Source organism: Nocardia goodfellowii, from assembly GCF_017875645.1.
In the GTDB taxonomy this organism is placed as follows: domain Bacteria; phylum Actinomycetota; class Actinomycetes; order Mycobacteriales; family Mycobacteriaceae; genus Nocardia; species Nocardia goodfellowii.
The window spans coordinates 7250904-7275796 of sequence record NZ_JAGGMR010000001.1 but is presented as its reverse complement, the minus strand read 5'-3'; the positions used below and the strand labels follow the sequence as shown (position 1 = coordinate 7275796).

19 protein-coding genes are annotated in these 24893 nt (G+C 66.7%); 10 read left to right on the top strand and 9 right to left on the bottom strand.

The genetic code is table 11. From position 1 onward, the window contains the following. The first annotated feature begins 171 nt into the window (after nt 1-171). The 7 genes from BJ987_RS33670 to BJ987_RS33640 all read left to right on the top strand — a co-directional run bounded on the left by BJ987_RS33670 (nt 172) and on the right by BJ987_RS33640 (nt 10629). Nucleotides 172-1707 (top strand): alpha/beta hydrolase, encoded by a 1536-nt coding sequence (locus tag BJ987_RS33670; RefSeq protein ID WP_209897078.1) that lies wholly within the window; start codon nt 172-174, stop codon nt 1705-1707. A 202-nt stretch (nt 1708-1909) separates the two neighbouring features. Further along, nucleotides 1910-2794 carry a CE1 family esterase gene (locus tag BJ987_RS33665; protein ID WP_209897077.1) on the top strand — a complete coding sequence of 295 codons (885 nt, stop codon included), beginning with the start codon at nt 1910-1912 and terminating at the stop codon, nt 2792-2794. A 137-nt stretch (nt 2795-2931) separates the two neighbouring features. Continuing rightward, on the top strand, nt 2932-4272 hold the full coding sequence (glnA, locus tag BJ987_RS33660) for a type I glutamate--ammonia ligase (protein WP_209897076.1): 1341 nt from the start codon (nt 2932-2934) through the stop codon (nt 4270-4272). Between the two features lie 81 nt (nt 4273-4353). Next, nucleotides 4354-7368, top strand: coding sequence for a bifunctional [glutamine synthetase] adenylyltransferase/[glutamine synthetase]-adenylyl-L-tyrosine phosphorylase (locus BJ987_RS33655; RefSeq protein WP_209897075.1), 3015 nt, complete (start codon nt 4354-4356; stop codon nt 7366-7368). Nucleotides 7369-7470: 102 nt separating this feature from the next. Further along, nucleotides 7471-8079, top strand: coding sequence for a uridine kinase family protein (locus BJ987_RS33650; RefSeq protein ID WP_209897074.1), 609 nt, complete (start codon nt 7471-7473; stop codon nt 8077-8079). 67 nt (nt 8080-8146) lie between these two features. Further along, nucleotides 8147-9091, top strand: coding sequence for an endonuclease/exonuclease/phosphatase family protein (locus BJ987_RS33645; protein WP_209897073.1), 945 nt, complete (start codon nt 8147-8149; stop codon nt 9089-9091). 98 nt (nt 9092-9189) lie between these two features. Further along, nucleotides 9190-10629, top strand: a complete 1440-nt coding sequence (locus BJ987_RS33640; protein ID WP_209897072.1) for a neutral zinc metallopeptidase — start codon at nt 9190-9192, stop codon at nt 10627-10629. A gap of 6 nt (nt 10630-10635) precedes the next feature. Here BJ987_RS33640 and BJ987_RS33635 read toward each other — a convergent pair whose 3' ends face one another. The 4 genes from BJ987_RS33635 to BJ987_RS33620 form a co-directional block, all read right to left on the bottom strand. Further along, entirely contained in the window at nt 10636-11052 is a 417-nt protein-coding gene (locus tag BJ987_RS33635; protein ID WP_209897071.1) for a hypothetical protein, read from the bottom strand. Then, the gene (locus tag BJ987_RS33630; protein WP_209897070.1) at nt 11045-11494 is read right to left on the bottom strand and encodes a 6,7-dimethyl-8-ribityllumazine synthase; all 450 of its coding nucleotides are present in this window, start codon (nt 11492-11494) and stop codon (nt 11045-11047) included. The genes BJ987_RS33635 and BJ987_RS33630 overlap by 8 nt, the downstream gene beginning before the upstream one ends. Nucleotides 11495-11503: 9 nt before the next feature. Continuing rightward, nucleotides 11504-12343 carry an alpha/beta hydrolase gene (locus BJ987_RS33625; protein ID WP_209897069.1) on the bottom strand — a complete coding sequence of 280 codons (840 nt, stop codon included), beginning with the start codon at nt 12341-12343 and terminating at the stop codon, nt 11504-11506. 454 nt (nt 12344-12797) lie between these two features. After that, nucleotides 12798-14297 (bottom strand): M20/M25/M40 family metallo-hydrolase, encoded by a 1500-nt coding sequence (locus tag BJ987_RS33620; RefSeq protein ID WP_209897068.1) that lies wholly within the window; start codon nt 14295-14297, stop codon nt 12798-12800. Nucleotides 14298-14556: 259 nt separating this feature from the next. On the opposite strand from BJ987_RS33620, the gene BJ987_RS33615 reads away from it, so the two are divergent. Continuing rightward, nucleotides 14557-14994: a TY-Chap domain-containing protein gene (locus BJ987_RS33615; RefSeq protein ID WP_209897067.1), complete on the top strand. Its 438-nt coding sequence runs from the start codon at nt 14557-14559 to the stop codon at nt 14992-14994. A 56-nt stretch (nt 14995-15050) separates the two neighbouring features. Further along, nucleotides 15051-16727 carry a serine/threonine-protein kinase gene (locus BJ987_RS33610; RefSeq protein WP_209897066.1) on the top strand — a complete coding sequence of 559 codons (1677 nt, stop codon included), beginning with the start codon at nt 15051-15053 and terminating at the stop codon, nt 16725-16727. Between the two features lie 82 nt (nt 16728-16809). Here the strand turns inward: BJ987_RS33610 and BJ987_RS33605 are convergent, their stop codons facing one another. Beyond that, the gene (locus BJ987_RS33605; protein ID WP_209897065.1) at nt 16810-17688 is read right to left on the bottom strand and encodes a tyrosine-protein phosphatase; all 879 of its coding nucleotides are present in this window, start codon (nt 17686-17688) and stop codon (nt 16810-16812) included. A gap of 706 nt (nt 17689-18394) precedes the next feature. Then, nucleotides 18395-19831 carry a type I glutamate--ammonia ligase gene (gene glnA / locus BJ987_RS33600; protein ID WP_209897064.1) on the bottom strand — a complete coding sequence of 479 codons (1437 nt, stop codon included), beginning with the start codon at nt 19829-19831 and terminating at the stop codon, nt 18395-18397. Nucleotides 19832-20060: 229 nt separating this feature from the next. On the opposite strand from glnA (BJ987_RS33600), the gene BJ987_RS33595 reads away from it, so the two are divergent. Beyond that, a complete protein-coding gene (locus tag BJ987_RS33595; RefSeq protein WP_209897063.1) occupies nt 20061-20591 on the top strand; it encodes an RDD family protein in 531 nt (176 codons plus the stop codon). A gap of 58 nt (nt 20592-20649) precedes the next feature. Here BJ987_RS33595 and BJ987_RS33590 read toward each other — a convergent pair whose 3' ends face one another. The 3 genes from BJ987_RS33590 to BJ987_RS33580 form a co-directional block, all read right to left on the bottom strand. Then, a complete protein-coding gene (locus BJ987_RS33590; RefSeq protein ID WP_209897062.1) occupies nt 20650-21516 on the bottom strand; it encodes an alpha/beta fold hydrolase in 867 nt (288 codons plus the stop codon). Between the two features lie 207 nt (nt 21517-21723). Further along, nucleotides 21724-22467 carry a DUF4191 domain-containing protein gene (locus tag BJ987_RS33585; protein ID WP_209897061.1) on the bottom strand — a complete coding sequence of 248 codons (744 nt, stop codon included), beginning with the start codon at nt 22465-22467 and terminating at the stop codon, nt 21724-21726. A gap of 56 nt (nt 22468-22523) precedes the next feature. Continuing rightward, nucleotides 22524-24725, bottom strand: a complete 2202-nt coding sequence (locus BJ987_RS33580; RefSeq protein WP_209897060.1) for an elongation factor G-like protein EF-G2 — start codon at nt 24723-24725, stop codon at nt 22524-22526. Nucleotides 24726-24893: the final 168 nt, after the last annotated feature.

Genomic DNA, 24893 nt, shown 5'->3' with positions numbered 1-24893 from the left:
GGGTGTCGCCTCGAGGCCCATGCCGGGTCCCCGGGTCTTCTGACTCCTCCAGTCTGCCACCGTCGTCCAACGGTGAATAAGAGTCCTCTCCGGTGCGATCGATCACACCGCCCGGGTACCCCGGTTTGCCCGGGGACGGCTGAGTCCGGTGGTACTGGCAGGATCGTGCCCATGGGCTTGCGACGGGGCGTGCTGGGTATGGCGGTGCTGGCATCGATCGCGAGCGGGTGCTCGGCACAGGAGGACGCGAAGCCCAGTGCGCCGATGCCGGCGACTCCGGTGGCGCTGGAGAAGTTTTACGCGCAAACGGTGCGGTGGGGGTCGTGCGCCGACATCAGCGGCGAACGGCTGCCGCCCGCCGCCGAATGCGCGAAGGTCACCGTGCCCGTGGACTACGCGAAACCCGAGGGGGCGACCGCCCAGATCGCGTTGTCTCGAATCCCGGCTTCCGGCAAAAAGATCGGGTCGCTGCTGCTGAATCCGGGTGGTCCCGGCGTGTCCGGGCTCTCGATCGTGAGCTTGGCGGGCGGGTCGCCGCTGGCGGAACGGTTCGATCGGGTCGGGTTCGATCCGCGGGGTGTGGGTTCTTCGACACCGTCGATCGCCTGCCTGAACCCCAGGGAAGCGGACGCCGAGCGCGCCGAGCCGCCGGTGGACAACACGCCGGAGGGTATCGCCGAACAAGAGGCGGAGAACAGGGAATACGTCGGCAAGTGCGTGGAACGGACCGGGGCGGAAGTGCTTTCGCATGTCGGCACCCGGGAAGTGGTGCAGGACATGGATATCATCCGCGCGGTGCTCGGCGACCCGAAGCTCAACTATCTCGGTTACTCGTACGGCACCAAACTTGGTTCGGCCTATGCCGAGAAATACCCCGACCGCGTGCGCGCGCTAGTTCTGGACGGCGCCATCGATTCCTCCCAGGACCCGGTCGAGGAATCGCTGCGGCAGGCCGCCGGTTTCCAGAAAGCCTTCGACGCCTTCAGCGCCGACTGCGCGAAACAGCCCGACTGCCCCCTCGGCGCCGACCCCGCGCAGGCCGTCGCCCGTTTCCGCGACCTGGTGGAACCGTTGCGCGACAAGCCCGCCGCCACCACCGACGCGCGCGGACTCTCCTACGGCGACGCCATCACCGGCGTCCAGCAGGCGCTGTACTCCGACTCGCTGTGGCGCGTGCTGTTTACGGGCCTGGCCGAACTGCGAGCGGGTCGCGGCGACACTCTGTTGCAGTTGGCCGATATGTACGACGGCCGCAAGGACGACGGTTCCTACGTGAACACCCAGGACGCCTTCAACGCCATCCGCTGCGTCGACGATCCGCGCATCACCGATCCGGCCGTCGCCTCCCGCCAGGACGCCGAATACCGCAAGGCCGCACCGTTTCTCGACGACGGCAAGGGCACCGGCGCGGCCGCCCTGGAACTGTGCGCGTTCTGGCCGGTGCCGAACAGCTCCGAACCGCACCGGATCTCGGTGCGGGGCCTGCCGAAGGTGGTCGTCGTGTCCACCACCGAGGACCCGGCCACCCCTTATCAGGCCGGTGTCGAACTGGCTCAGCAGCTGGGGGCGTCGCTGATCACCTTTCAGGGCACCCGTCACACTGCGGCCCTGGTCGCCGGGGACGAATGCCTGGACAGCGCGGTCATCGCCTATCTGACGGACTTGACGGAACCGGGCAGTCAACTCACCTGTGGTCAGTCGAGCTGAAACTATCGCATAGCTGATTATGCTGTGGCATACCAGAGGGTAAGCCGATCCCGTTACGAAGTCACAAGCCGGCGTGCGAACCCCTCACGGGTCGGCCGAGACGCACTGTTCAGTCGCCTAACGATGCCGAAATCCGCCTCGGCGGACGGCGCTGTCTGAGTAGCGTTCGGAGCGCAAACCTGTTCGCACACAAGGAGTTTCTGTGACGTCCTCCTTCACCACTCGACTATCCGCGCTACTGGCCGCGACCGGCGCGGCCCTCGCACTCGCGATAACCGCCGGCCCCGCCGCGGCCGACGAAGAGACCTTCGAAGATCCGGAAGGGATGGCCGCCGCGTGCTCGACGACGCCGGTCAACGACGACAAGGTCACTCTCGACGGCCGGTACTACCGCATCCACGTGCCCGCCGGGATCTCCGCGGCCGGCGCGCCGCTGCTGGTCGCGATCCACGGCGGCCACTCCAGCCCCGAGCGCCACGCCTCGGAGACGGGCTGGAACGGGTTCGTCGACCAGAAGAAGGCGATCGTCGTCTACCCGCGCGGCAGCAAAGACGGTGAGACCCAGGACAACGGGCAACCGGGCTGGGGCTGGCACGCCGATGACACCGACGTCGCGCACATCATGAAGGTGGTGGCGAACGTCCGCGCCAAGTACTGCGTGGACCCACGGCGCATTCACCTCTCCGGGCACTCCAACGGCGGCCAGATGGCTTCGCGCGCCGGGTGTGTCCAGGCGGGCTTCTTCGCCTCGGGCGCGGTGTACGCGCCCGCGCCGCCGCCGACCGGCTGCAATCCGTCGCGCGCGATCTCCTGGGGCGTCTTCGCCTCGGCCGGCGACACCACGGTGCTCGAGCCCGTCGCCTACGGCCACCTCATGTACTGGAACTGGGAGAACCGCCCGTGCGGTAACGAGCAGAACGACGGCGGCACCGACGTCAAGGACTCCAACCGCTGGAGCTGCGATGCCGGAACCCAGACGCTGTGGCGGGTCTACAACGGCGGTAGCCATCAGTGGCCGACCGGCGCGCGACGCACCGAGATGATGAACCGTATGTGGCAGTTGTTCCAGGCCTATCCACGGCCCTGACATCGCCTGATCTGACCCGAGATCCCACCGTCGCGGACACGCCGGTGGGATCTCGCCTTTCCGGCAAAACCACGCCGTTCGCAATCTTCAGCGCTGACGTAACACGGATTTAACGCCAGGTGCCTACGCTCGCGGACATGGATCGCCAGAAGGAATTCGTGCTGCGGACGCTCGAAGAACGGGACATCCGCTTCGTGCGGCTCTGGTTCACCGACGTCTTGGGTTATCTGAAGTCCGTCGCGATCGCTCCGGCCGAGCTCGAGGGGGCGTTCGAGGAGGGCATCGGGTTCGATGGCTCGGCCATCGAGGGCTTCGCCCGCGTGTCGGAGGCCGACATGGTCGCGCGGCCGGATCCGTCGACGTTCCAGGTGCTGCCGTGGGCGACTTCCAAGGGCCATCAGCACTCGGCGCGCATGTTCTGCGACATCACCATGCCCGACGGCTCGCCGTCCTGGGCCGACCCGCGCCACGTGCTGCGCCGTCAGCTCAACAAGGCCGGCGATGTCGGGTTCAGCTGCTACGTGCACCCGGAGATCGAATTCTTCCTGCTGGAGAACAGCCCGCAGGACGGCTCCAAGCCCGTCCCGGCCGACCGCGGCGGCTTCTTCGATCAGGCCGTACACGATTCCGCGCCGAACTTCCGCCGGCACGCGATCGACGCGCTGGAGTCCATGGGTATCTCGGTGGAGTTCAGCCACCACGAGGGCGCCCCGGGCCAGCAGGAGATCGACCTGCGCTACGCCGACGCGCTGTCCATGGCCGACAACGTGATGACCTTCCGCTACCTGATCAAGGAAGTGGCCATCGACGAGGGCGTGCGGGCCACCTTCATGCCCAAGCCGTTCGCGGAGTACCCCGGCTCGGCGATGCACACCCACATGAGCCTGTTCGAGGGTGAGGCCAACGCCTTCGCCGATCCCGACGATCCGGACAACCTCTCCGGCACCGCCCGCGCGTTCATCGCGGGCATCCTGGAGCACGCCCCGGAGATCTCGGCGATCACCAACCAGTGGGTGAACTCCTACAAGCGCCTGATCCACGGTGGCGAGGCCCCGACCGCCGCCTCGTGGGGCCGGTCGAACCGTTCCGCGCTGGTGCGCGTGCCGATGTACACGCCGAACAAGTCCTCCTCGCGCCGCGTCGAGATCCGCAGCCCCGATTCGGCCTGCAACCCGTACCTGACCTTCGCGGTGCTGCTCGCGGCCGGTCTGCGCGGTATCGAGAAGGGGTACACGCTCCCGCCGGAGGCCGAGGACGACGTCTGGTCGCTGACCACGGCGGAGCGCCGCGCGATGGGCTTCCGGGAACTGCCGGGCACCCTGGACGAGGCGCTGCAGGCGATGGAGCGTTCCGAGCTGGTGGCGGAGACGTTGGGCGAGCATGTGTTCGACTTCTTCCTGCGCAACAAGCGCCGGGAATGGGCCGATTACCGCAGCCAGGTCACGCCGTACGAGCTCAAGGAATACCTCGGTTTGTAGTCCTGGCCCGCAAAGTACCGTTTGCGTGTCTTTCCGTGCCCCGCGCTGGAAAGCGTTGTCGAGACAACTAAGTTGGGAACTATGGTTCGGCCCCCGACTGCGCGCTCAGCTGTCCCCGGTGTCGGCCGGCTCGGGTTGCTCGAGCCGAACGCCGCCGAGTCGTTGCGTGAGCTGGCTTGGGACAATGTCGACAGCATCCCGGTGCTGTGGGCGCTGTCGCGGGCGCCCGACGCCGACCTGGCGCTGTGCACACTGATCCGGTTGCGTGAGGCGCTGGATGGTGACTGGGCCGAACTCGATTCGCTGCTGCGCACCGATACCTCGTTGCGCGGCAGGCTGTTCGCGCTGATCGGCTCGTCGAGCGCGTTCGCCGATCATCTGGTGGCGGAGCCGTCGGCGTGGAAGTTGCTGCGGCGCAAGAACTTGCCGGACCGGGACGAGTTGATCGCCGATCTGCTCGCCGCGGTCGAGGCGGTGCCGGAGGAGGGGCCGCACGCGGGCCCGATGCTGTACCGCGCCGGGATCACCGGGCCGGAGACGGTGTCGTTGCTGCGCCGGCGCTACCGCGATCAGTTGATGTTCCTGGCAGCGCTGGACTTGGCGGCCACCGTGGAGAACGAGCCGGTGCTGCCGTATCAGGTGGTGGGCAAACACCTCACGGCCCTGGCCGACGCGGCGTTGACGGCGGCGCTGTCGGTCGCGGTGGCGCGCGTCTGCAAGGACGGCCCGTGCCCGGTGCGCCTGGCGGTGATCGCCATGGGCAAGAGCGGCGCGTGCGAACTGAATTATGTCAGCGATGTCGACGTGGTGTTCGTCGCCGAACCCGCCGACGCCACCGCTACCCGGCTGGCCGCGGAGATGATGAGCGTGGGCAGCCAGGCCTTCTTCGAGGTCGACGCGGCGCTGCGGCCCGAAGGCAAAGCGGGCGCGCTGGTCCGGACGCTGGAATCGCATGTCGCGTACTACAAGCGGTGGGCGCGGACCTGGGAATTCCAGGCGCTGCTGAAGAACCGGCCGATGACCGGCGACCTGGATCTCGGCCTGGCCTATCGCGACGCGTTGATGCCGATGGTCTGGAATGCCTCCGAGCGTGCGGATTTCGTCGCCGACGTGCAGGCGATGCGGCGGCGAGTGGAAGATCTGGTGCCCGCCGACCTGCGGGAACGGGAACTGAAGCTCGGGCACGGCAGCCTGCGTGACGTCGAATTCGCGGTCCAGCTCCTGCAATTGGTGCACGGGCGGGTCGACGACACGCTGCACGTGCAGGGCACCGTCGAGGCGTTGACGGCGCTGGCGGCCGGTGGGTACGTCGGTCGCGACGACGCCGCGAACCTCACCGCGTCCTATGAGTTCCTGCGGCTGCTCGAGCACCGCTTGCAGTTGCAGCGCTTGAAGCGCACGCATACGCTGCCCGCCGCCGACGACGAGGAAGGCATGCGCTGGCTGGCGCGCGCCGCGCATATCCGGCCCGACGGCCGCCAGGACGCGGTCGGCGTGCTCGGCGCCGAGATCCGGCGGAATGCCGTGCGGGTCAGGCGATTACACGCCAAGCTCTTCTACCGGCCGCTGCTGGACTCGGTGGCCCGGCTGGATTCGGACGCGCTGCGACTGAGTCCGAGCGCCGCGGTCCGCCAGTTGAAGGCGCTCGGTTACACCTCCCCGGAGCACGCGCTCGGACATCTGAAAGCGCTCACCGGCGGGGTGTCGCGCAAGGGCCGGATCCAGGCGCTGCTACTGCCGACATTGCTCGAATGGCTCGGGGAGACACCGAATCCCGACGCCGGCCTGCTCGCCTACCGGCGGGTGTCGGAAGGGCTCGACGACCAGATCTGGTTCCTGCGGGAACTGCGCGACGAAGGCGCGATCGCGCAGCGCCTGATGATCGTGCTCGGGTCCTCGGAGTACCTGCCCGACCTGCTGATCAACGCGCCCGACACGATCCGCATGTACGCCGACGGGCCCAGCGGTCCGCTGCTGTTGAGTCAGCAGCCCGAAGATGTCGCGCGCGGCATTCTCACCGCCGCCGCTCGCTACGACGACTCCAAACGCGCTGTCGCGGCGGCCCGTTCGCTGCGTCGCCACGAATTGGCCCGCGTCGCTTCGGCCGACCTGCTCGGCATGCTCGATGTGCGGCAGGTGTGCCGGGCGTTGTCCGCGGTATGGGTCGCCACGCTGGAAGCCGCGCTGCTGGCGGTGATCCGGGCCAGCGAAGCCGAACTCGGCGAACCCGCGCCCGCCGACTTCGCGGTGATCGGCATGGGCCGCCTCGGCGGCATGGAACTCGGCTACGGTTCCGACGCCGACGTCCTGTTCGTCTGCGATCCGCGGCCCGGCGTCGACGAGACCAAAGCCGTGAAGTGGTCCATCTCGGTCGCCGAGAAGGTGCAGCGGCTGTTGGGCGCGCCGAGCACCGACCCGCCGCTGCACGTGGACGCGGGGCTGCGCCCGGAGGGCCGCAACGGTGCTCTGGTCCGCACGCTCGCCGCCTATGCCGCCTACTACGAGCAGTGGGCTCAGCCCTGGGAGATGCAGGCCCTGCTGCGTGCGCACCAGGTCGCCGGCGACGACGCGCTCGGCGTTCGATTCCTGCGCACCATCGACAAGGTCCGCTACCCGGTGGGCGGCGTCTCGGCGGAAGCGGTCCGCGAAATCCGCCGGATCAAGGCCCGCATCGATGCCGAACGGCTGCCGCGCGGCGCCAACCCGGCCACGCACACCAAACTCGGCCGCGGCGGTCTCGCCGACATCGAGTGGACCGTTCAGCTGCTCCAGCTCCGGCACGCCCACCAGATCCCGGGCTTGCACAACACGTCCACGCTGGACTGCCTCGAGGTCATCGAGGAAGCCGAACTGCTGGAGCCCGCCGACGTGGCCCTGCTGCGCGACGCCTGGCTGACCGCTACCAAGGCGCGCAATGCCCTGGTCCTGGTCCGCGGCAAACCCGCCGATCAGCTTCCGGCCCCGGGCCGGCTGCTCTCCGCGGTCGCGCGCGTCGCGGGCTGGCCGAACGATGACGGCAGCGAGTTCCTCGACAACTACATGCGCGTCACCCGCCGCGCGAAAGCGGTGGTGGAACGCGTCTTCGGCGGCGAGTAGCCGGTCAGGCCGCGAAGCGACGCGCGGGGCCCGCGTGGCGCGACGGGATTGGGGCCGCGTCGCGGTTCGGCCAATCGGAGTCGCACACCTAGAGTGGCCGGTATGGATCCCCTCCTACCCAAGGAAAACTCTGAGCTGAGTGAGCTCGCGCAGACATTGCGGGCGTTGCCGCCGTCGTGTGGGCGGGTCCGCTTGGTGGGGGTGGACGGGCACGCGGGGGCCGGTAAGAGCACATTCGCCGCACGGCTGGCCGAGGCGCTCGGCGGTGCTCCGGTGCTGCACTTGGACGACCTGGCTACGCACAGCGAGTTCTTCCAATGGACCGATCGGTTGCGGGAACAGGTGCTGACGCCGTTCAAGTGGGGACACACGGCCTTCTATCGGGCCTATGACTGGGAGCGGTGCGAATTCGGCGGCGAGCGGGCGTTGCTGGCGGAGCCGGTGGTGCTGGTCGAGGGGGTCGGAGCCGGGCGGCGAAGCTTGCGGCCGCAGCTGGCGCGGCTGTTGTGGATGGAGTGCGCGGCCGAGGAGGCCTGGGCGCGCGGGCGGCAGCGGGACGGGGACGCGCTGGCGGCGTTCTGGGACGAGTGGACCGCGGAGGAGCGCGCGCACTTCGCGGAGGATCCGTCCCGGCCGCACGCGGATCTCCTTGTGCTGCAACAGCCCTCGGGCTATGCCGTGGTGCCGGGACCGCGCACGACGGCGTCCTGAGCGGTTCTACACCGAATCCGCACAAGGGCCGCGCGGCTGGTCCATCTCGGCCGCATAGGGTGCAGGGATGCGTAAATGGTTGGACCGGGCGCTGCTCGGGGTGGGGTGGGCCGCCGTGCTCGCGGGAATCGCCGGGGTAGTGCTGCACTTGGGATCGTGGCGCTGGGAGCTGTTCGTACTGGGGGCCTCGGGGGCGTCATATCTGATGGTCGGTGCGCTGCTGGGTTTGGTGCTGGTATTGATCGCACGGGGCTGGCGGAGCGCGGCGTTCGCGGGAGTTGTGGTGGCGGTGGCGTTGTGGACGCAGCTGCCGATCTTCGTGCCGAACGGACACGCCGCCTCGGGGCCGAGAATAACTGTGCTGCAATCGAATATCCTCTTCGGCGGTGCCGACATCGGCGCTGTGGTGCGCACAGTGCGCGACGAGCGGGTCGACCTGCTGACGGTGGACGAGCTGACGCAGGAGGCGGTCGATCGCTTCGCGGCGGCGGGAATCAGCGACGAGCTGCCGCACCAGTTCCTGATTCCCGGCCCCGGCGGCGGCGGTACCGGCATCTACAGCCGGTATCCGTTGCGCGACACCCAGCGGTTCGACGGCTTCCAGATCAACAACCTCGGCGCGACCATGGAGCATCCCGAGCGCGGCGATATCGCGGTGTTCGCCCTGCACCCGATCCCGCCGAACCTGAACTTCGCGGCGTGGAGCTGGGAAATGCCGCGGATCCGCGAAATCCTCGATGCCCGAACCGGACCCGCGATCGTCGGCGCGGACTTCAACGCCACCCGCGACCACGCCGCCTTCCGCGCCCTGGTGGCCGGGCGCTACGATTCGGCCGCCGATCTCGTCGGCGCCGGGCCCATGCTCACCTGGCCGGACAGCGAGCGCTGGGGTCCGGTTCTGGGCATCGACCACATCCTGGTCGCCGACGGCACCGCCGAGGACCTCCGATCCCTGTCCATCCCCGGTTCGGACCACCGCGCGCTGCTGGCCCATCTGCGCATGAACGCCTGACCGGTTCACCGCCCTGCTTCGGGTTCCGGCGATTACGATGAGAACGCTCGGCGGGTGGCCCGGGAACAGCTCTGCGGTGTAACCGGGAGGTACGTCACATGAGACTCTGGCGTTTCGGCGTGGTCGCGGTGGTGCTGGCGGTGGGGGCCGCACTGTCCGGATGCGCGGAGGTAGTGAATAACGCTACGGGAAAAGGGGTTTCGGACTCCGGGAATCCGTGGGTGCTGGCGGGCGCCGCGAAAGCGGAGGGTCCGAGTGGCCCACGCGAAGGCGTCCCGGACACCGCGCTGCGGGCGGAGAACAGCGACGGGGGAGCGGTCGACAAACTCGCACTCAACGCCATCGCCGATATCGAAGCGTTCTGGAAATCCGAGTACGCCAAGACCTTCCCCGGAATCTTCCAGCCGGTCACCGCATACGTTTCCTGGGATGCCAAGGCCGCCAAGCAAAGTTCGCCCACCTTCTGTAGATCTTCGACTTACCAACTGGTGAACGCGGCCTACTGCGGCCTCGACCACACCATCGGCTGGGACCGAGGAATCTTGTTCCCCCTCCTGGAGCAGAAATACAACTCGCTGGCCATCGTCATGGTGCTGGCTCACGAATACGGGCACGCCATCCAGGGCCAAGCCAAAATCGCGGGATTCTTCACCAACACCCTGGTGCAGGAGCAGCAGGCCGACTGCCTTGCCGGTGTCTTCCTCCGCCATGTGGCCGAGGGCGATTCGCCGCATTTCACCATGAACCTGACCGACGGCCTCGACGGTGTGCTCGGGGCCACCATCGCGGTGCGCGACACCGACCCTGGCAGCAAGCAGAACATGCACGGCTCCGCGTTCGAACGCGTGACCGCGGTACAGCTCGGCTATACCGACGGTGCGAGTGCGTGCAAGCAGATCAACCGGTCCGAGCTGAACAAGCGGCGCGGCAGCCTGCCCACCTCCTTCGAGTTCGAGGACGAGGAGCAGAGACAGCTCCCGATCGACCGGGAGTCGCTGGCCAGCGTCGCGCAAGCCCTGTCCAAGGCCTTCCCGGTGTCGAAGCCGCCGGTGTTCGACTACCGGGGCGTGGTGCGCGATTGCGCGAAAGTCAGTCCCACCGAGCCGGTTTCGTACTGTCCCAGTTCGAATACCATAGGTACCGACGTCGTCGCACTGGCCGAACGAGGCGAGAAGCAGAACGCGGAGGACGTTCTGTCCGCCGACGTGGACGGCGACTACAACGCTTTCATCGTCTTCATCTCCCGCTACATGCTCGCGGTGCAGCATGATCGCCGACTAGGGCTTACCGGCGCGGAAACCGCCGGGCTGCGCACCGTCTGCTTGAGCGGGGCCTTCACCACGAAACTCAGTGCGCCCAACAGCGATCCGCGTCTGTCCGCCAAGGACCTCGACGAAGCGGTCTCCGGCTTGCTGGCCGACGGACTCGCCGCCGCCGATGTGGACGGCAAGATCGTCAAGAGCGGCTATCAGCGGCTGGAGGCCTTCCGCCACGGCGTGCTCGATGGTGAGCGGGCCTGCCTGACCAAGTTCGAATAGGTTCCGCTAGCGCTTGTTTCGGACCGAGCGCACCATGGTTCGAATCAACTGGACCACAGCCAGTACCGAAACCAGGCCCAGCCCGCCGCCGATGAGCAGGAACATCAGGCCCACCGCCCACAGGCCGGTGGAATCCTGTGCGGCGTTGCCCGCCCACGGCACCGCGAAGCCGAGCACCGCGGCGGCGGCAACCGCCGGGATCGCGGTCGGGCGGCGCAGATACAGGAACGCGGCGATGCTCGCGAGGACAACGCAAGCGCCGCAACCGATTACCTGCACCGGACGATACGGCCCCTGCTCGACGCCATCGGCGTAGTAGTAGTCGTTGTCCCAGCCGAGCCAGGCCGCCCACATCACCGCGCAGAAAACGGCCAGCACCGCGAGGACCGCGATCCGATGCCGGCCGGACTCCGCCTCAGTCAACGGGCAAGGCGCGCAAGGAGTTCAGTGTGGTCGCCAGCGCGCGGGCCGCCTCCGCGCCCTTCGTCACGAAATGTTCGGTGTAGTAGTTCACGTGCTCGCTGTGCTCGTGGAAATGATGCGGAGTCAGCACCACCGAGAACACCGGCACGTCGGAGTCGAGTTGCACCCGCATCAGGCCGTCGATCACCGCGGACGCGACGAAATCGTGCCGGTAGATGCCGCCGTCGACGACCAGCGCCGAAGCCACGATCGCCGAGTAGCGGCCGGACTGGGCGAGGCGCTTGGCGTGCAGCGGGATCTCGAAGGCCCCCGGCACCTCGAACACGTCGATCGCGGCCGGGTCGAAGCCGAGATCGCGGTATTCCGCGGTGAAGCCCTCGAGAGCCTTTCCGACGATGGAGCTGTGCCACATGGCGCGGATGAAGGCGACCTTGTTGTTCATGACCGGAGTCTACTGCTGAGTAACATGGGCTTGCAGCCAGTCCACGACATCGCCGAGCACCTTGTCCTGCTCCGGCTCGTTGAAAACCTCGTGGTAGAGGCCCTCGTAGCGCAACACCGTCAGATCCTCCGCGCCCGCGCCGCGTTCGATCAGATCGGAACTCGACGGCGCGGCCAGCGAGTCGGCGGTGCCGTGCAGCACCAGCGTCGGCACGGTCAGTTTGTCCAGACGGCCCTTGACGATCTCGGTGGCCTGCAGGATTTCGGTGCCGGTGCGGGCGGGAACCTTGCCGCGATACACCAGCGGGTCGGCGTCGTAGGCCGCCACAACCGCCGGGTCACGGCTGATCATCGACGAGTCCAGTTTCAGCACACCGAGATTCGGGGTCAATCGGCTCAGTACCGGAGCAAGCATTTTCTGCACCGGATTGCCGACCGGGATGTCCAGCGGCGGCGCGGACACCACGATGCCGTCCACCTGCAACGGCGCGCGAGTAGCCAGATACAGCACGATCAGGCTGCCCATCGAATGCCCCAGCAGAAACCGCGGCACACCCGGCTGTTCCCGGCCGGCGAGGTCGAGCATGCCCTCGACATTGTCGGCCGACCCCGACATCGACCCGATATTCGCCTTGCCGCCCTCGGACTTTCCATGCCCCACATGGTCGAGCGCGTACACCGCGAAACCGGCATCCGCCAACCGCGCACCGACGTGCGCGTACCGCCCCGAATGCTCGGCGATTCCGTGCACCAGCACCACCACCGCCCGCGTCGGCCCATCGGGAAGCCAAGCGCGCCAAGCGATCCGGCTACCGACGCCCTCGAAATTGCCATCCTCGGTGCGGGTCACGTGCACTCCTTACAGAAGGTCCTCGGTGGGTGCCGACGCCGCACCCGTGTCATCAAACTAGCGGCTCGGCATCGGTCACCGGCGGAGAACCGGCGCTGGACGGGAACCTTGCTCGCTGTTCGCCGGTGCGCGGTCGTGCCGGTCCTTGCGGCCCACCAGCAGATCGGCGACGGCTGCTATAACCCCCGCCGCGACTGCGTCGCACCAGCGTGCCGCGCCGTGAGCAGCACCCCTGCCCTGCGAACGCTGAACGGGATGTTCGGCACTCGAGATTCGATCAGCGAGGTCACACGGCACTGGAAGAGCAATCGAGATTGTGCCCAACTTCGGCGTGAGTGAAGTTGCTGGTCTACGGGGAGACGACTTCGCTGTGGGGATCGGTCACGATAGGTTCCGATCGGAGGCGGTCGATCAGCGCTCGCTGGCCGGTCCGACGAGTCGGCGCTGCGTCAGATCACTGCTCAGGCTTATCGGGCTGGATCGAGCGCGGTTGCTGCACGTGGAGGGCCGGGCCGGTGTCTCGGGCGAGTTCGGTGAGGAGCAGCCGGTTGAACTCGATGAGCCGGGCATAGTTCAGGCGGGATATGCGCTCGTCGGTGCCGTGGATCGACCCGATGTCGGCTTGGGTGAGCATGATCGGCGCGAAATTGCAGCGGGTGACGGCCAGGTCGTCGTAGTGGCGGGAATCGGTGGCGCCGGGGACGAGGCCGGTGGTCACCGCGATGCCCGGGACGACGGCTTGGGCGAGGCGGGCGACGAGGTCGAAGCTGGGGCCGACACGAGGGTCGAGGGAAGGTTCGGAGGCGGTGCCGATGATCTCGATATGGACGCCGTCGTCGCGCACCACCTTCCGGCAGTGCTCCAGCACCTTCGCGACCGAATCACCCGGCAGGATACGAAAATTCACCAGCGCCTCGGCTCGCTGCGGCAGCACATTGGCCTTGACGCCGCCCCGGATGACAGTCGGCGCGGTGGTGGTGCGCACCAGCGCCTCGGTAGTCGGGCCGGCGGCCATGATGCGGGTGATCAACGGCGCGACCACGCTTTTCCCGGACAACTTGAGCAAGCTGCGCCGCGGCTCCGCCATGGTGTGCCGCAACCGTTCCAGCATGTCGGCGATCACCGGGATCAGTCGCATCGGCATCGGATTGTCTTGCAGCCGGGCGACCGCGCGAGCCAACCGGCCGACCGCGGTCTGACGGCCGGGCATCGAGGAATGCCCGCCGGCCTCCCACACCGAAAGGCGCACGGTGACATAGCCTTTCTCGCCGACCATGATCGTGGCCACCGGGATGTCCACCCCGTCCGCGACCCCCTGGGTGATCACGCCGCCCTCGTCGAGCAGCAGGTCGGCCCGCACGTTCCGATCACGCAGATGCCGCGCCATCAGCACCGCGCCGTGGTCGCCGAACACCTCCTCGTCGTGTCCGAAGGCCAGGTAGATGGTGCGCGTGGGCCGCACCCCCGCGGTCAGCGCCATCTCCAGTGCTTCCAGGATCGCGAGCACGCGACTCTTGTCGTCGATCGCCCCCCGCCCCCAGATGAACTCGTCGTCGACGACCCCCGCGAACGGGGGATGAGTCCAGCGTTCCGCGTCGTCCACCGGCACCACGTCCTGGTGGGCGAGCAGCACCGCGGCTACCTTCTCGGGTTCCGTGCCCGCCCAGCGATAGAGCCTGCTGCGCCCGAAGGTCTGCAACTCCAGTTCGGCGTGCACGCGCGGGAAGGAGTGCTCCAGGTGTGCGGCGAGTTTCGCGAACTCGGCGTCCGATGTGTCGGCCGATTCCATGTCGCCTCCGGCATCGAGATGTGCACCGCCCCCGCGCGCTCCGAAGCTTTCCGATGCGGATCCCATGACGTCGCCGGAGATGGTGACACACCGAATCGCCACGGCCAGCCGCTCGGCGACCACGTCATCAACGGGCACCGATACCGGCTCGGTCCTGCTGCTCATCGGGCATTCATTTCGAGCGGTGTCACGAACATCCCTGCATTCTTCAACACTCGTGCCCCCTCGAGCACACTCTGCCGTACGTCGGCTTGTCGAGACCGGTCGTGTGGCCGCCGCTCGAGCCGTGCCACTCGGAGTGATTGCGATCAGGTATAACCGGCCCGAACCGACCCGTCTCCCAATGAGATTGGGGCTGGTGTCGCAGGCACGGCGGCGTATGATCGGGCCAGTGCGGACACCCGGGGGAAGAATGAGCGAGCCGGTGACCACGAATTGGGAAGAATTCGTGCAGGAACTGGCACAATGCCTCTCGAAGCTGCCGTCGCGGGCCACCCTGATCATCGCCGCCCCCGGCAACCGATACGTCCAGTTCGTGCAATACGACATCAAACTCTCCGCCGAGCTGGCGGGCAATCAATTCCTCGCCCAGCCCATTTCGCTCGACGCCGCCGACTCACTGCGGGATATGGGTTGGGAAGAGCCCATCATGCGGCGCGAAATCGACAACTGGCATCGCATCCTGTTCTGGCCGCTGTCCTGGAACGGGCTGGTCGAATTCGCTCGTTCCGTCGCCTTCGGCCTGCACGACGCGCTCGGTGTCGACACACCGCAGGATCTGCGCGCCATGGGCTGGACCGAAGCCTCCGGTGATCTGGATCTCACCGTCCTCGGCTCCATCGCCCGCCGCAACAGCAACTGAACCGGCCCGTATCCCGCCCGTCGTAGCTATCATTCGGCAGACGATCGGGAGGTCTGATGCTGGACAGGGGAGATGTCTTCGCCGGCTACCGCATCGAAGGCGCACTCGGGCGCGGCGGCATGGGGGCCGTCTACCTCGCCCGCCGCCCCGGCATGCCCCGGGCCGTCGCCCTCAAACTGCTCAACCCCGATGTCTCCGCCGACCCGGAGATCCGCGCCCGCTTCGAAGATGAAGCGGAAGTCGTTGCCCGCCTGCACCATCCGGGCATCGTCGCGGTATACGACAGCGGCATCGACGACGCCAGACTCTGGATGGCGATGCAGTACGTCGACGGCCGCGACGCCACCGTCGTGTCCCCGCACAGCCTGCCACCGGAGCGCGTCATCGCCCTCGCCGGCAGCACCGCCGCCGCCCTCGACTACGCCCACCACGCCGGCGTCCTGCACCGCGACGTGAAACCCGCGAACATCCTCCTGGCTCGCCCCACCCGCACCAGCCCCGAAGCCGCCCTGCTCACCGACTTCGGTATCGCCCGCCTCCGCGACGAACCCGGCTGCCCCACTCCCACCGGGACCGTCCTTGCCACCCTCGCCTACGCCGCCCCCGAACAACTCCGCGGCCTCCCCCTCGACCACCGCTCCGACCAATACTCCCTGGCCTGCACCCTCTTCCGCATGCTCACCGGCACCCTCCCGCACGCCGCCACCAACCCCGCCGCCATGATCAAAGGCCACCTCCACGACCCGCCGCACCCCGTCGCGACCCTCCGCCCCGACCTCCCCACCACCTTGGACAAGGTCATGACCCGCGCCTTGGCCAAACAACCCACCGACCGTTATCCCACCTGCACAGATTTCATCGCCGCGATCCGCCAAGCCTTCACCGGCACTAAACACCCGCGCACCCTCGCGGAATTCCCTGCACCCGATGTCGCTCCGCCGGTCAGCGAATGGCGACCCTCCGCCACCGATTCGCACCCCAGCAATGCTGCTTCAGATTTGCCTGCCCCCTCATCACAGCGAGCTCTACCAGTAGGCAATCAGCGCTTAGACGACGAATCACCCACTACCAGAATCCCGATTACCGCGGAACTGTCCGCCGCCGCAACGTTTCCGGCAGTGTCTGCGGAGCGACGGTCGCCGGGGGAGTCGAGCGTGCCGGTGTGGGTCGGCGCGAGTCAACCAAGGGAAGAGTTCGGTGCGCTGCGGGTTCCGTTATTCGATGAAACGGTCTCTGCCGCAGGCGGTTTGCCGCCAAGCATTGTGACGTCATCGACTGAGGCGGGTGCGTCCAGCGACGAGTCGAATTCGATCGGTCGGTCGGACATGCGGTGGTCGCTGGATGAATTCCAAACCACGGACGAATTCGAGTCGCCAACCGCCAGGATAGGACTCGCTGCAGAAGAATTGGCGTTTTCAGTCGCGTTCGAGTCTTCCGATGAAGAGCTGTCACCGGAGAAGCGACCTCATCTGATTCCGGCATCGGCCCAGCTGTCCGCCAGTACGCCTCTCGGTTCGGAGGCGTTACTGCCGAAGGAATCAAGGCCTTTGGGTACTGGAGTGCCGCGGATGAAAGTAGTTCCCCGCGTGGTCTCCGCCGAAGAGATTCGCTCGCCTGCGGTATCCCGGCCGCCGTCGCGGCAACGGACAACGGCCGCTTATAGGTCGCGATGGGGCTACATCGCGATCATCCTCGCCGCGCTCCTGATCGTTCTCATCTCCATCTTCGGATAGACGCTCGCCCGTGAGGCCGTCAATACAAAACTCGACCCCTCGAGAGTGGCTCTGAGGGGGTCGAGTTGTTTTGCGGGACAGTTCAGCTGACGAGGTTGCGTCGCAGTTGGAGGATGGTGCCGGGGTCCAGACCCAGCCCCTGGGTGAGGAACTTGCCGAAGTCGCCGTACTTGGTCTCCATTTCGCGGATGGCGGTGTCGAGGTAGGCGTCGCGGACTTCCTGCAGCGGGATGAGCAGATCCGGGTTCTGCATGTATCCCGCCTGCTTCACCTGTTCGCGGAGTTTCGCGTCGGCGGCGGCGCGGTACTGGTTGGACAGCAGGTAATCCTGGCGCGCAGTGCGTTCCGGGACACCGACCGCGCGCAGCAGTACGTAGCTGAGCCAACCGGTGCGGTCCTTGCCCGCGGTGCAGTGGTACAGCGTCGGGCGGTCGGTGGCGGCGAGATCCTTGATCGTCTGGCCGAACGCGGCGCGCGAGGCATCGGTGAGGAAACTCTTGTACACCCCGCCCATGAACTGCTCGGCCTTGCCGCCGCCGAGCATCTGCTCCTGCTTCACCGGGTCTCGCGACTGGATGACTTGCAGCATCGTGGTGAACAACCCGGTGTCATCGATCGGGCGCGCCACCAGCGGCACCCCGCTCGGCAACTTGTCCGGCCCGCTGAACTGGATCTCGGGCTGCGTCCGCAGATCGATGACCTGCTTCAGGTTGTATCCGGCCAGCACCTGAATATCGGAGTCCGTCAGCTTTTCCAGCGAATCCGCCCGAATAGCCTTCTTGGACTTCACTCTCGCGCCGTCATAGGTCCGGTAGCCGCCGATGTCACGGACATTGACCGCGCCTTGCAGCTCGATCTTGGCGAGCGTCGTCACCTCCTCGTCAGCGGTAGCGGTCGGCGCCGAGAGCAGCGCTAAAGCGGTGAGCGGCGCGGCTAGCAGAGAAATTAGGGAAATCTTCATGGCGCGGGACGTTAGGAGCCGAACCAGCGGGCTGCCAAGGGTTCTCGCGATTACGCCGCCGTAGCCCCGCTCACCGGAACCGACCAGCCGGTCATTGGGATCTCCTTGCCGCTCAACGAGATTGGGCCGTTTAGCAGACTGAACCGAGCCGTGTGATCTCGAGTGCACCCTATCGAAATATGCCGATTCGGCACTGATTACTGCCTTTTCGGCATAGATCCGGAAACCCGCACCGGGAGCTCCAGCAACCCAAGGGGTTTCGAGTGAGCCGACAGTCAACCGTTGGCTACGAATCCGGTCATTCCTGTCAGCTATGAAAGGTAGGGTGGTGCCACCTCCAATCGAGGGGCGGTGGACATGGTCCAGACACTGCGCCCAGATTGGAGGTGGTGAGCATGGCGAAACATCGCCGGAGAAAACGAGAAGCCCCGGTCGACTACGGCCTGCTGCTGCTGGTAGCTGCCGTAGCCGCCGGGGTACTCGTAGCGGTCCGCCGAGTGCGGGCTAGCTGAGCTCACCAGGTGGGGATCGTCTATACGGGGCGGTCCCCACCGCTCGGCATCACTTGCGTGACGCCCTCATCTTACTCGAACGCCCCCAATTCGGGTCGATGTCTCCACAGCTGTCCGAAATGGGCAAAGCCCCAGCTGCCAGACAGCTGGGGCTTCACGAGCACGAACGCAGGAGCGAAACCCGCGCCGGGCCTTTACACGTCGAAGTAGAGCTCGAACTCGTACGGGTGCGGACGCAGGTTGACCGGAGCGATCTCCTGGGTGCGCTTGATGTCGATCCAGGTCTCGATCAGGTCCTCGGTGAACACGCCGCCCTCGGTGAGGTAGTCGTGGTCTTCCTCGAGCCGGTCGATGACCGAAGCCAGGGAGGTGGGGGCCTGCGGGATGTTCTTGGCTTCCTCCGGCGGGAGCTCGTAGAGGTCCTTGTCGACGGGGGCCAGCGGCTCGATCTTCTTCTTGATGCCGTCGATGCCGGCCATCAGCATGGCGGAGAACGCCAGGTACGGGTTGCCCGAGGAGTCCGGCGCGCGGAACTCGATGCGCTTGGCCTTCGGGTTGGAACCGGTCACCGGGATACGCACGGCAGCCGAGCGGTTGCGCTGCGAGTACACCAGGTTGATGGGGGCTTCGTAGCCCGGCACCAGGCGGTGGTAGGAGTTGATGGTCGGGTTGGTGAACGCCAGCAGCGACGGCGCGTGGTGCAGGATGCCGCCGATGTAGTGCCGCGCCAGATCCGACAGGCCCGCGTAGCCGGACTCGTCGTGGAACAGCGGCTTGCCGTCCTTCCACAGCGACTGGTGGGCGTGCATGCCCGAGCCGTTGTCGCCGAAGAGCGGCTTCGGCATGAAGGTGACAGTCTTGCCTTCCTGCCACGCGGTGTTCTTCACGATGTACTTGAACAGCTGCAGGTCGTCAGCGGCGCCCAGCAGGGTGTTGAAGCGGTAGTTGATCTCGGCCTGACCGGCGGTGCCGACCTCGTGATGGCCGCGCTCCAACTCGAAGCCCGCGTTCTGCAGGTTGGTCGAGATCTTGTCGCGCAGGTCGACGTAGTGGTCGTACGGGGCGACCGGGAAGTAACCACCCTTGTTGCGAACCTTGTAGCCACGGTTCGGGGTGCCGTCCGGGTTGAACTCCGCACCGGTGTTCCAGGAGCCCGAGATCGATTCGATCTCGTAGAAGGCGCCGTTCATGCCCGAGTCGTACCGGATGGAGTCGAAGATGTAGAACTCCGCCTCGGCACCGAAGTAGCAGGTGTCGGCGATACCGGTCGAGCGCAGGTACTCCTCCGCCTTCCGCGCGATGTTGCGCGGGTCGCGGGAGTAGGCCTCGCGGGTGAACGGGTCGTGCACGAAGAAGTTCAGGTTCAGCGTCTTGGCGGCGCGGAACGGGTCGATCCGCGCGGTGCTGAAGTCGGGGAGCAGCAGCATGTCCGACTCGTCGATGGACTGGAAGCCGCGGACGGAGGAGCCGTCGAACGCGAGTCCTTCCTCGGCGAGGTCGGCGGTGAACGCCTTGGCCGGGATGGAGAAGTGCTGCTGCACACCGGGAAGATCGGTGAAGCGGATGTCGACGTATTCGACATCCTCTTCCTTGATGTGCTTGATGACCTCGTCGGCCGTGCTGAACGTCACTTGTTCTCCTTACGGATCGGTTCCCAGCCTGTGTCGATTGCATGGGTTCGTCGCGCCAGACGCTATGGATGCGAAGTTTCCCGGCAGTCAAGGCTGTGTTTCGCCAGTGTTACACGTGCGGCTGAACGGGTGAGGATCGCCACCCGGGCTAGACCAGCACCGTAATCCTGCCATCTGCCCTGCTGGCTCCGGCGTAGGAGGGGGCTCGACAGCCCCTTATTGTGGGTGCATGGCACGCATGACCGGCTCCTGGCTGTCCGGACCTTCTCCCGAGCCGGGCGACCCGGCAACCCCGGAGTTTCCGGGCGAGCATTTGGGTCTGCCGCGCGACGGTGTCGGGTCACTGGTGGGCATGGGGCGCCGGATCGCGGCGTTGTTCGTGGACTGGATTCTGTCGATCGGTATCGCCGCGATGATCGTCCGGCCGAACGGTGCGCAGATCGTGTCGGACCTCAATGTCCCGGCCGGTCAGACGCCGCCGTCGGAAATGGAAGCGGTGATCAACGCGCTGAGCACCCCGACCTGGGGGGTCTGGTTCGTGATCGGGGTGCTCGCGGTGACGCTGTTCGGGTTCACGCCGGGGCAGTACTTCTTGAAGATCCGGGTGATCCGTGTGGACGCGCCCGCGCCGGTCGGATTCCTGCGGGCGCTGGGCCGGCAAGTGCTGCTGGTGTTCGTGGTTCCGGCGCTGTTCACCGACGCCGATGGCCGCGGTATGCACGATCGCGCGACCGGAACAGGTTTGGCGCGCGCTCGGTAGGTTGTTCATTTAGAGAAGGCCCGCAGTACCGGCATGGGGTGCGGGCCTTTTCACATGCTCAGCGCAGTGCGCGACCCAGAAAGTCCCGGATGAGCCCCGCGATCTCGGGACCATGGGTCTCCAGCGCGAAGTGGCCCGCGTCGAGCAGATGCAGTTCCGCGTCGGGCAGGTCGCGCAGGTAGGCGCGGGCGCCGTCCGCGCCGAAGATCTCGTCGTGCGCACCCCAGGTGATCAGTACGGGAGGCCGGTGTTCGGCGAAGTACTTCTGGAATTCGGGGTAGCCGTCGAGGTTGAACTGGTAGTCCCAGAACAGTTGGAGCTGGATCTCCTTGTTGCCGGGCCGATCCAGGTAGGCCTGATCCAGCGTCCAGGTGTCGGGGCTGATCAGCGCGAGCCGATCCGCCGGGACGCCGTGCCGGTACTGCCAGATGGTGGCGTCGAGTTCGAGCAGTTCGCGGACTTCGGCTTCGTTGGCCGCGCGGTCCTTGGCGTGTGCGAACAGCAGGTCCCAGAAGGGGGTGAAGCCCTCGAGGTAGGCGTTGCCGCTCTGAGTGATGATCGCGGTGACCCGCTCCGGATTTCTGCTGGCGATGCGCAGTCCGATGGGAGCACCGTAGTCCTGAAGGTAGAGGGCGAATTCGTCGATGCCGAGGGTGTCGAGCAGTTCGGCGGTGATCTCGGTGAGTTTGTCGAAGCTGTAGTCGAATTCGTGCACCGGCGGCATCGCGGACTGTCCGAAGCCGAGGTGGTCCGGCGCGATCAGGTGGTAGCTGTCGCTCAGGTCGCGCAGCAGGTTGCGGAACATCGCCGAGCTGCTCGGAAAGCCGTGCAGCAGGACGATGGTCGGGTTCGCCGGGTCGCCCGCTTCGCGATAGAAGACGTTGTGGCCCTGGATCTGCACGGTGTGGTGCTGCACTGCGGTCATGGGTTCTCCTTGCTCGAACGATAGAGCGGTATAACCGCTCATATGTCTTTAAGGGTTATATTGCGACGCGTTGTTCCCAAGCGGCCGAACTTTTTTCAGCCTGCCTGACCGCGAACGCGCGGAGCTGGCGATATGTCTTGTGGCTATCGCGGATACACGAAGGCCCGCGTCCCGATCAGTGGGACGCGGGCCTTCGGTGGAACAGAATCAGCGGCGGCGAATCGTGCGCTGCACGCCGCGCATCTTGGCCCCGGCGGGCATCGGACCCTTCGGCAGCGCCGGACCGGTGCGCGCGCTGAGCGCGGCCAGCCGGCCCTCGATATTGTCCATCCGCTTGGTGTCGATATTGCGCGGGAGCTTGGTCAGCCAGCGCTGCAGATCCTTGAGCGCGATCTGCCCTTCCTCGTTACCGATGGTGACGTCGTAGATCGGGGTGTCGCCGATGAGGCGGGCGGTGCGCTTCTTCTCCTGCGCGATCAGACTCTTCAACCGCTGCGGATTGCCCTCACCGACCAGGATGACGCCCGGCAGGCCGATCACACGATGCACCGCGTCCAGCTGCGTGGTGGCGGCGACACCCTGCTTGACCCGCCACTTGCCCTGCAAATTGTCCAGCACCCAGGCACCCGCCCCGGCCTGTCCCTCCGCCTTGGCGAACACGTTCTTCTGCACCCGGCGGCCGAAGATGATGAACGCCGCCAGCACGCCGAGCAGAATGCCCAGCGGCAGCAGGAACCACTGCAGGCCGGTGAGCAGGCCGATCACCAGGGCGATCGCGGTCAGGCCGAGCAGCGCGCCGATCATCAGCGGCAACAGCCACTTGTCTTCCTTGCGCTGCATCTGGAACGCCTGCCACAGCTGCTGGCGACGCTCTTTCGAGGCCTGCTTGCGGGCCGCTTTCGCCGCGGCCTTCGCTTCCTTCGACGGCGTGCCGCCCTTACCTGGTGCCATGCGTCTCAGGATAGTGGCTGGGTATGTCCGACTGGGCAGCGGATCAATTCCGTGTCTCAGTCTTTCGCCTGCGCTCGGACAGCCGCCGCGAGCTGGGACGGCATGGGTTCGTGCCGGGTGTAGGTGCGGCTGAAGTCGCCGGTGCCGTGCGAGACCGAGCGCAGGTCGATGGCGTAGCGGCTGAGTTCCAGTTCGGGGACTTCGGCATGGACGCGCGTGCGTCCGCTGCCGTGCGGTTCCGTGCCGAGGACACGGCCGCGTCGACTGGACAGGTCGCTGAGCACCGGACCGACATAGTCGTCGGTGACAACCACCCAGACATCGGCGATCGGTTCCAGGAGATCGATGCCCGCGCTGCTCGCGGCTTCCCGTAGCGCGAGCGCGCCCGCGGTCTGGAAGGCGGCGTCGGAGGAGTCGACGGAGTGCGCTTTGCCGTCGAAGAGCGTGACTCGAATATCGACCAGGGGATAACCGGCGGCCACGCCTTTCGATGCCTGTGCCCGCACGCCTTTCTCGACGGACGGAATGAATTGCCGCGGAACGACACCGCCCACCACCTTGTCGACGAACTCGATGCCGGACCCGCCCGGCAGCGGTTCCACCTCGATCTCGCAGACCGCGTACTGGCCGTGGCCGCCGGACTGTTTCACATGCCGCCCACGCGCTTTCGCTGTACCCGCGAAGGTTTCCCGCAGTGCCACCTTGTGCTCGGTCACATCGACCTGCACGCCGAATCGGGTGCGCAGTCGCTCCAGGGCCACATCGCGGTGCGCTTCACCCAGGCACCACAGCACCAGCTGATGAGTCTGCGCGTTGTGCTCGACCCGGACGGCCGGGTCCTCGGCGGCCAACCGGCTCAGACCCTGCGAGAGCTTGTCCTCATCGGCCTTGCTGTGTGCGCGAATCGCGATGGGCAGCAAAGGCTCCGGCATCGGCCATGGATCGATGATCAGGGGAGTGCCGGTGCCGGAGAGAGTGTCACCGGTCTCCGCGTGACTCAGTTTGGTGACGTAGGCGATGTCGCCCGCGATGACAAGGCCCTGCGGGCGTTGCTGTTTGCCGAACGGCGCCGTCACTCCGCCGACTCGTTCGTCGGCGTCGTGATCCGGGCGGCCGCGCGCGGCCAGACCGTGCCCGCAGACGTGCACCGTGTCATCCGCGCGCAGCGTGCCGGAGAAGACGCGGACCAGCGAGACCCGCCCGACGTAAGGATCGGAAGCGGTGCGGATCACCTCGGCGGCGAGTTCGGCCTCCGGATCGCAGGGCAGTGGACGGGTTTTCGCGCCGGTCCCCAGCGGTGCGGCCGAGACGACGTGCTCGGCGGGCGTGGGGAAGCCGCCGGTGATCAAGTCCAGCAGCTCGATCGTGCCGAGTCCTTGCCGGGCGCCTTCGGGTGCGGGCGCGCCGAACAACACCGGATGAAAGCTGCCACGCGCCACCGCGCGCTCCAAATCAATGACAAGAGTGGACAATTCGATGTCTTCACCGCCGAGATAGCGGTCCATCAGCGATTCGTCTTCGCTCTCGGCGATAATGCCCTCGATGAGGCGGTTCCGCGCCTCCTCCAGCAATTCCCGCTGCTCCCCGGTGGGTTCGTGCCGCACGCCTTCCCCGGAGGAGTAGTCGACCACGCAATTCGGCAACAATTCCACCAACCCGGTCACCGGGCGATGACCGTCCGGGCTCTTCGGTCCGTACACCGGAAGATGCAGCGGCAGAATACTTTCCGAGGACCCACCGCCGAGCACCGCCTGACAGGTCGCCACCATCTCGTCGAAATCCCCACGCGCGGTGTCCAAATGCGTGATCACGATGGCCCGCGGCATCCCGACCGCGGCGCACTCCTCCCACAGCGCCCGCGTCGTACCGCTCACCCCCTCCGGCCCCTCCGCCGCCGACACAACGAACAGGGCGGCATCCGCCGCCCTGAGTCCCGCCCGCAGTTCCCCGACGAAATCCGCGTACCCCGGTGTATCCACCAGGTTGACCTTCATGTCCGCCCACGCCATCGGCACCACCGACAACTGCACAGACCGGTGCTGCCGATGCTCGATCTCGTCATAATCCGACAGCGACGTCCCGTCCTCCACCCGCCCCGCCCGATTCACCGCCCCCGCGGTCAGCGCCATCGCCTCCACCAACGTCGTCTTCCCCGACCCACTGTGCCCGACCAGCACCACATTCCGGATCCGCTCCGGCCGGTCCACCGTGAATACTCTGCCGTTGCCCCCCGCAGAGCCACCCGTCTTGTCCGCCATGGTCTTGATCCCTCGCGTCGACACGTACCTTCGAGCTTCCCACTGTGGTGTGGGTCACGTCCATGGTTCGGGGAAAGGCGGGGTGCGGCGCCGACGACTGGGGACCCGATGGAACCGAATCTGCCCAGGCAGCGTCGAACCATGTAACGCGACTTGCGTCACGGCATC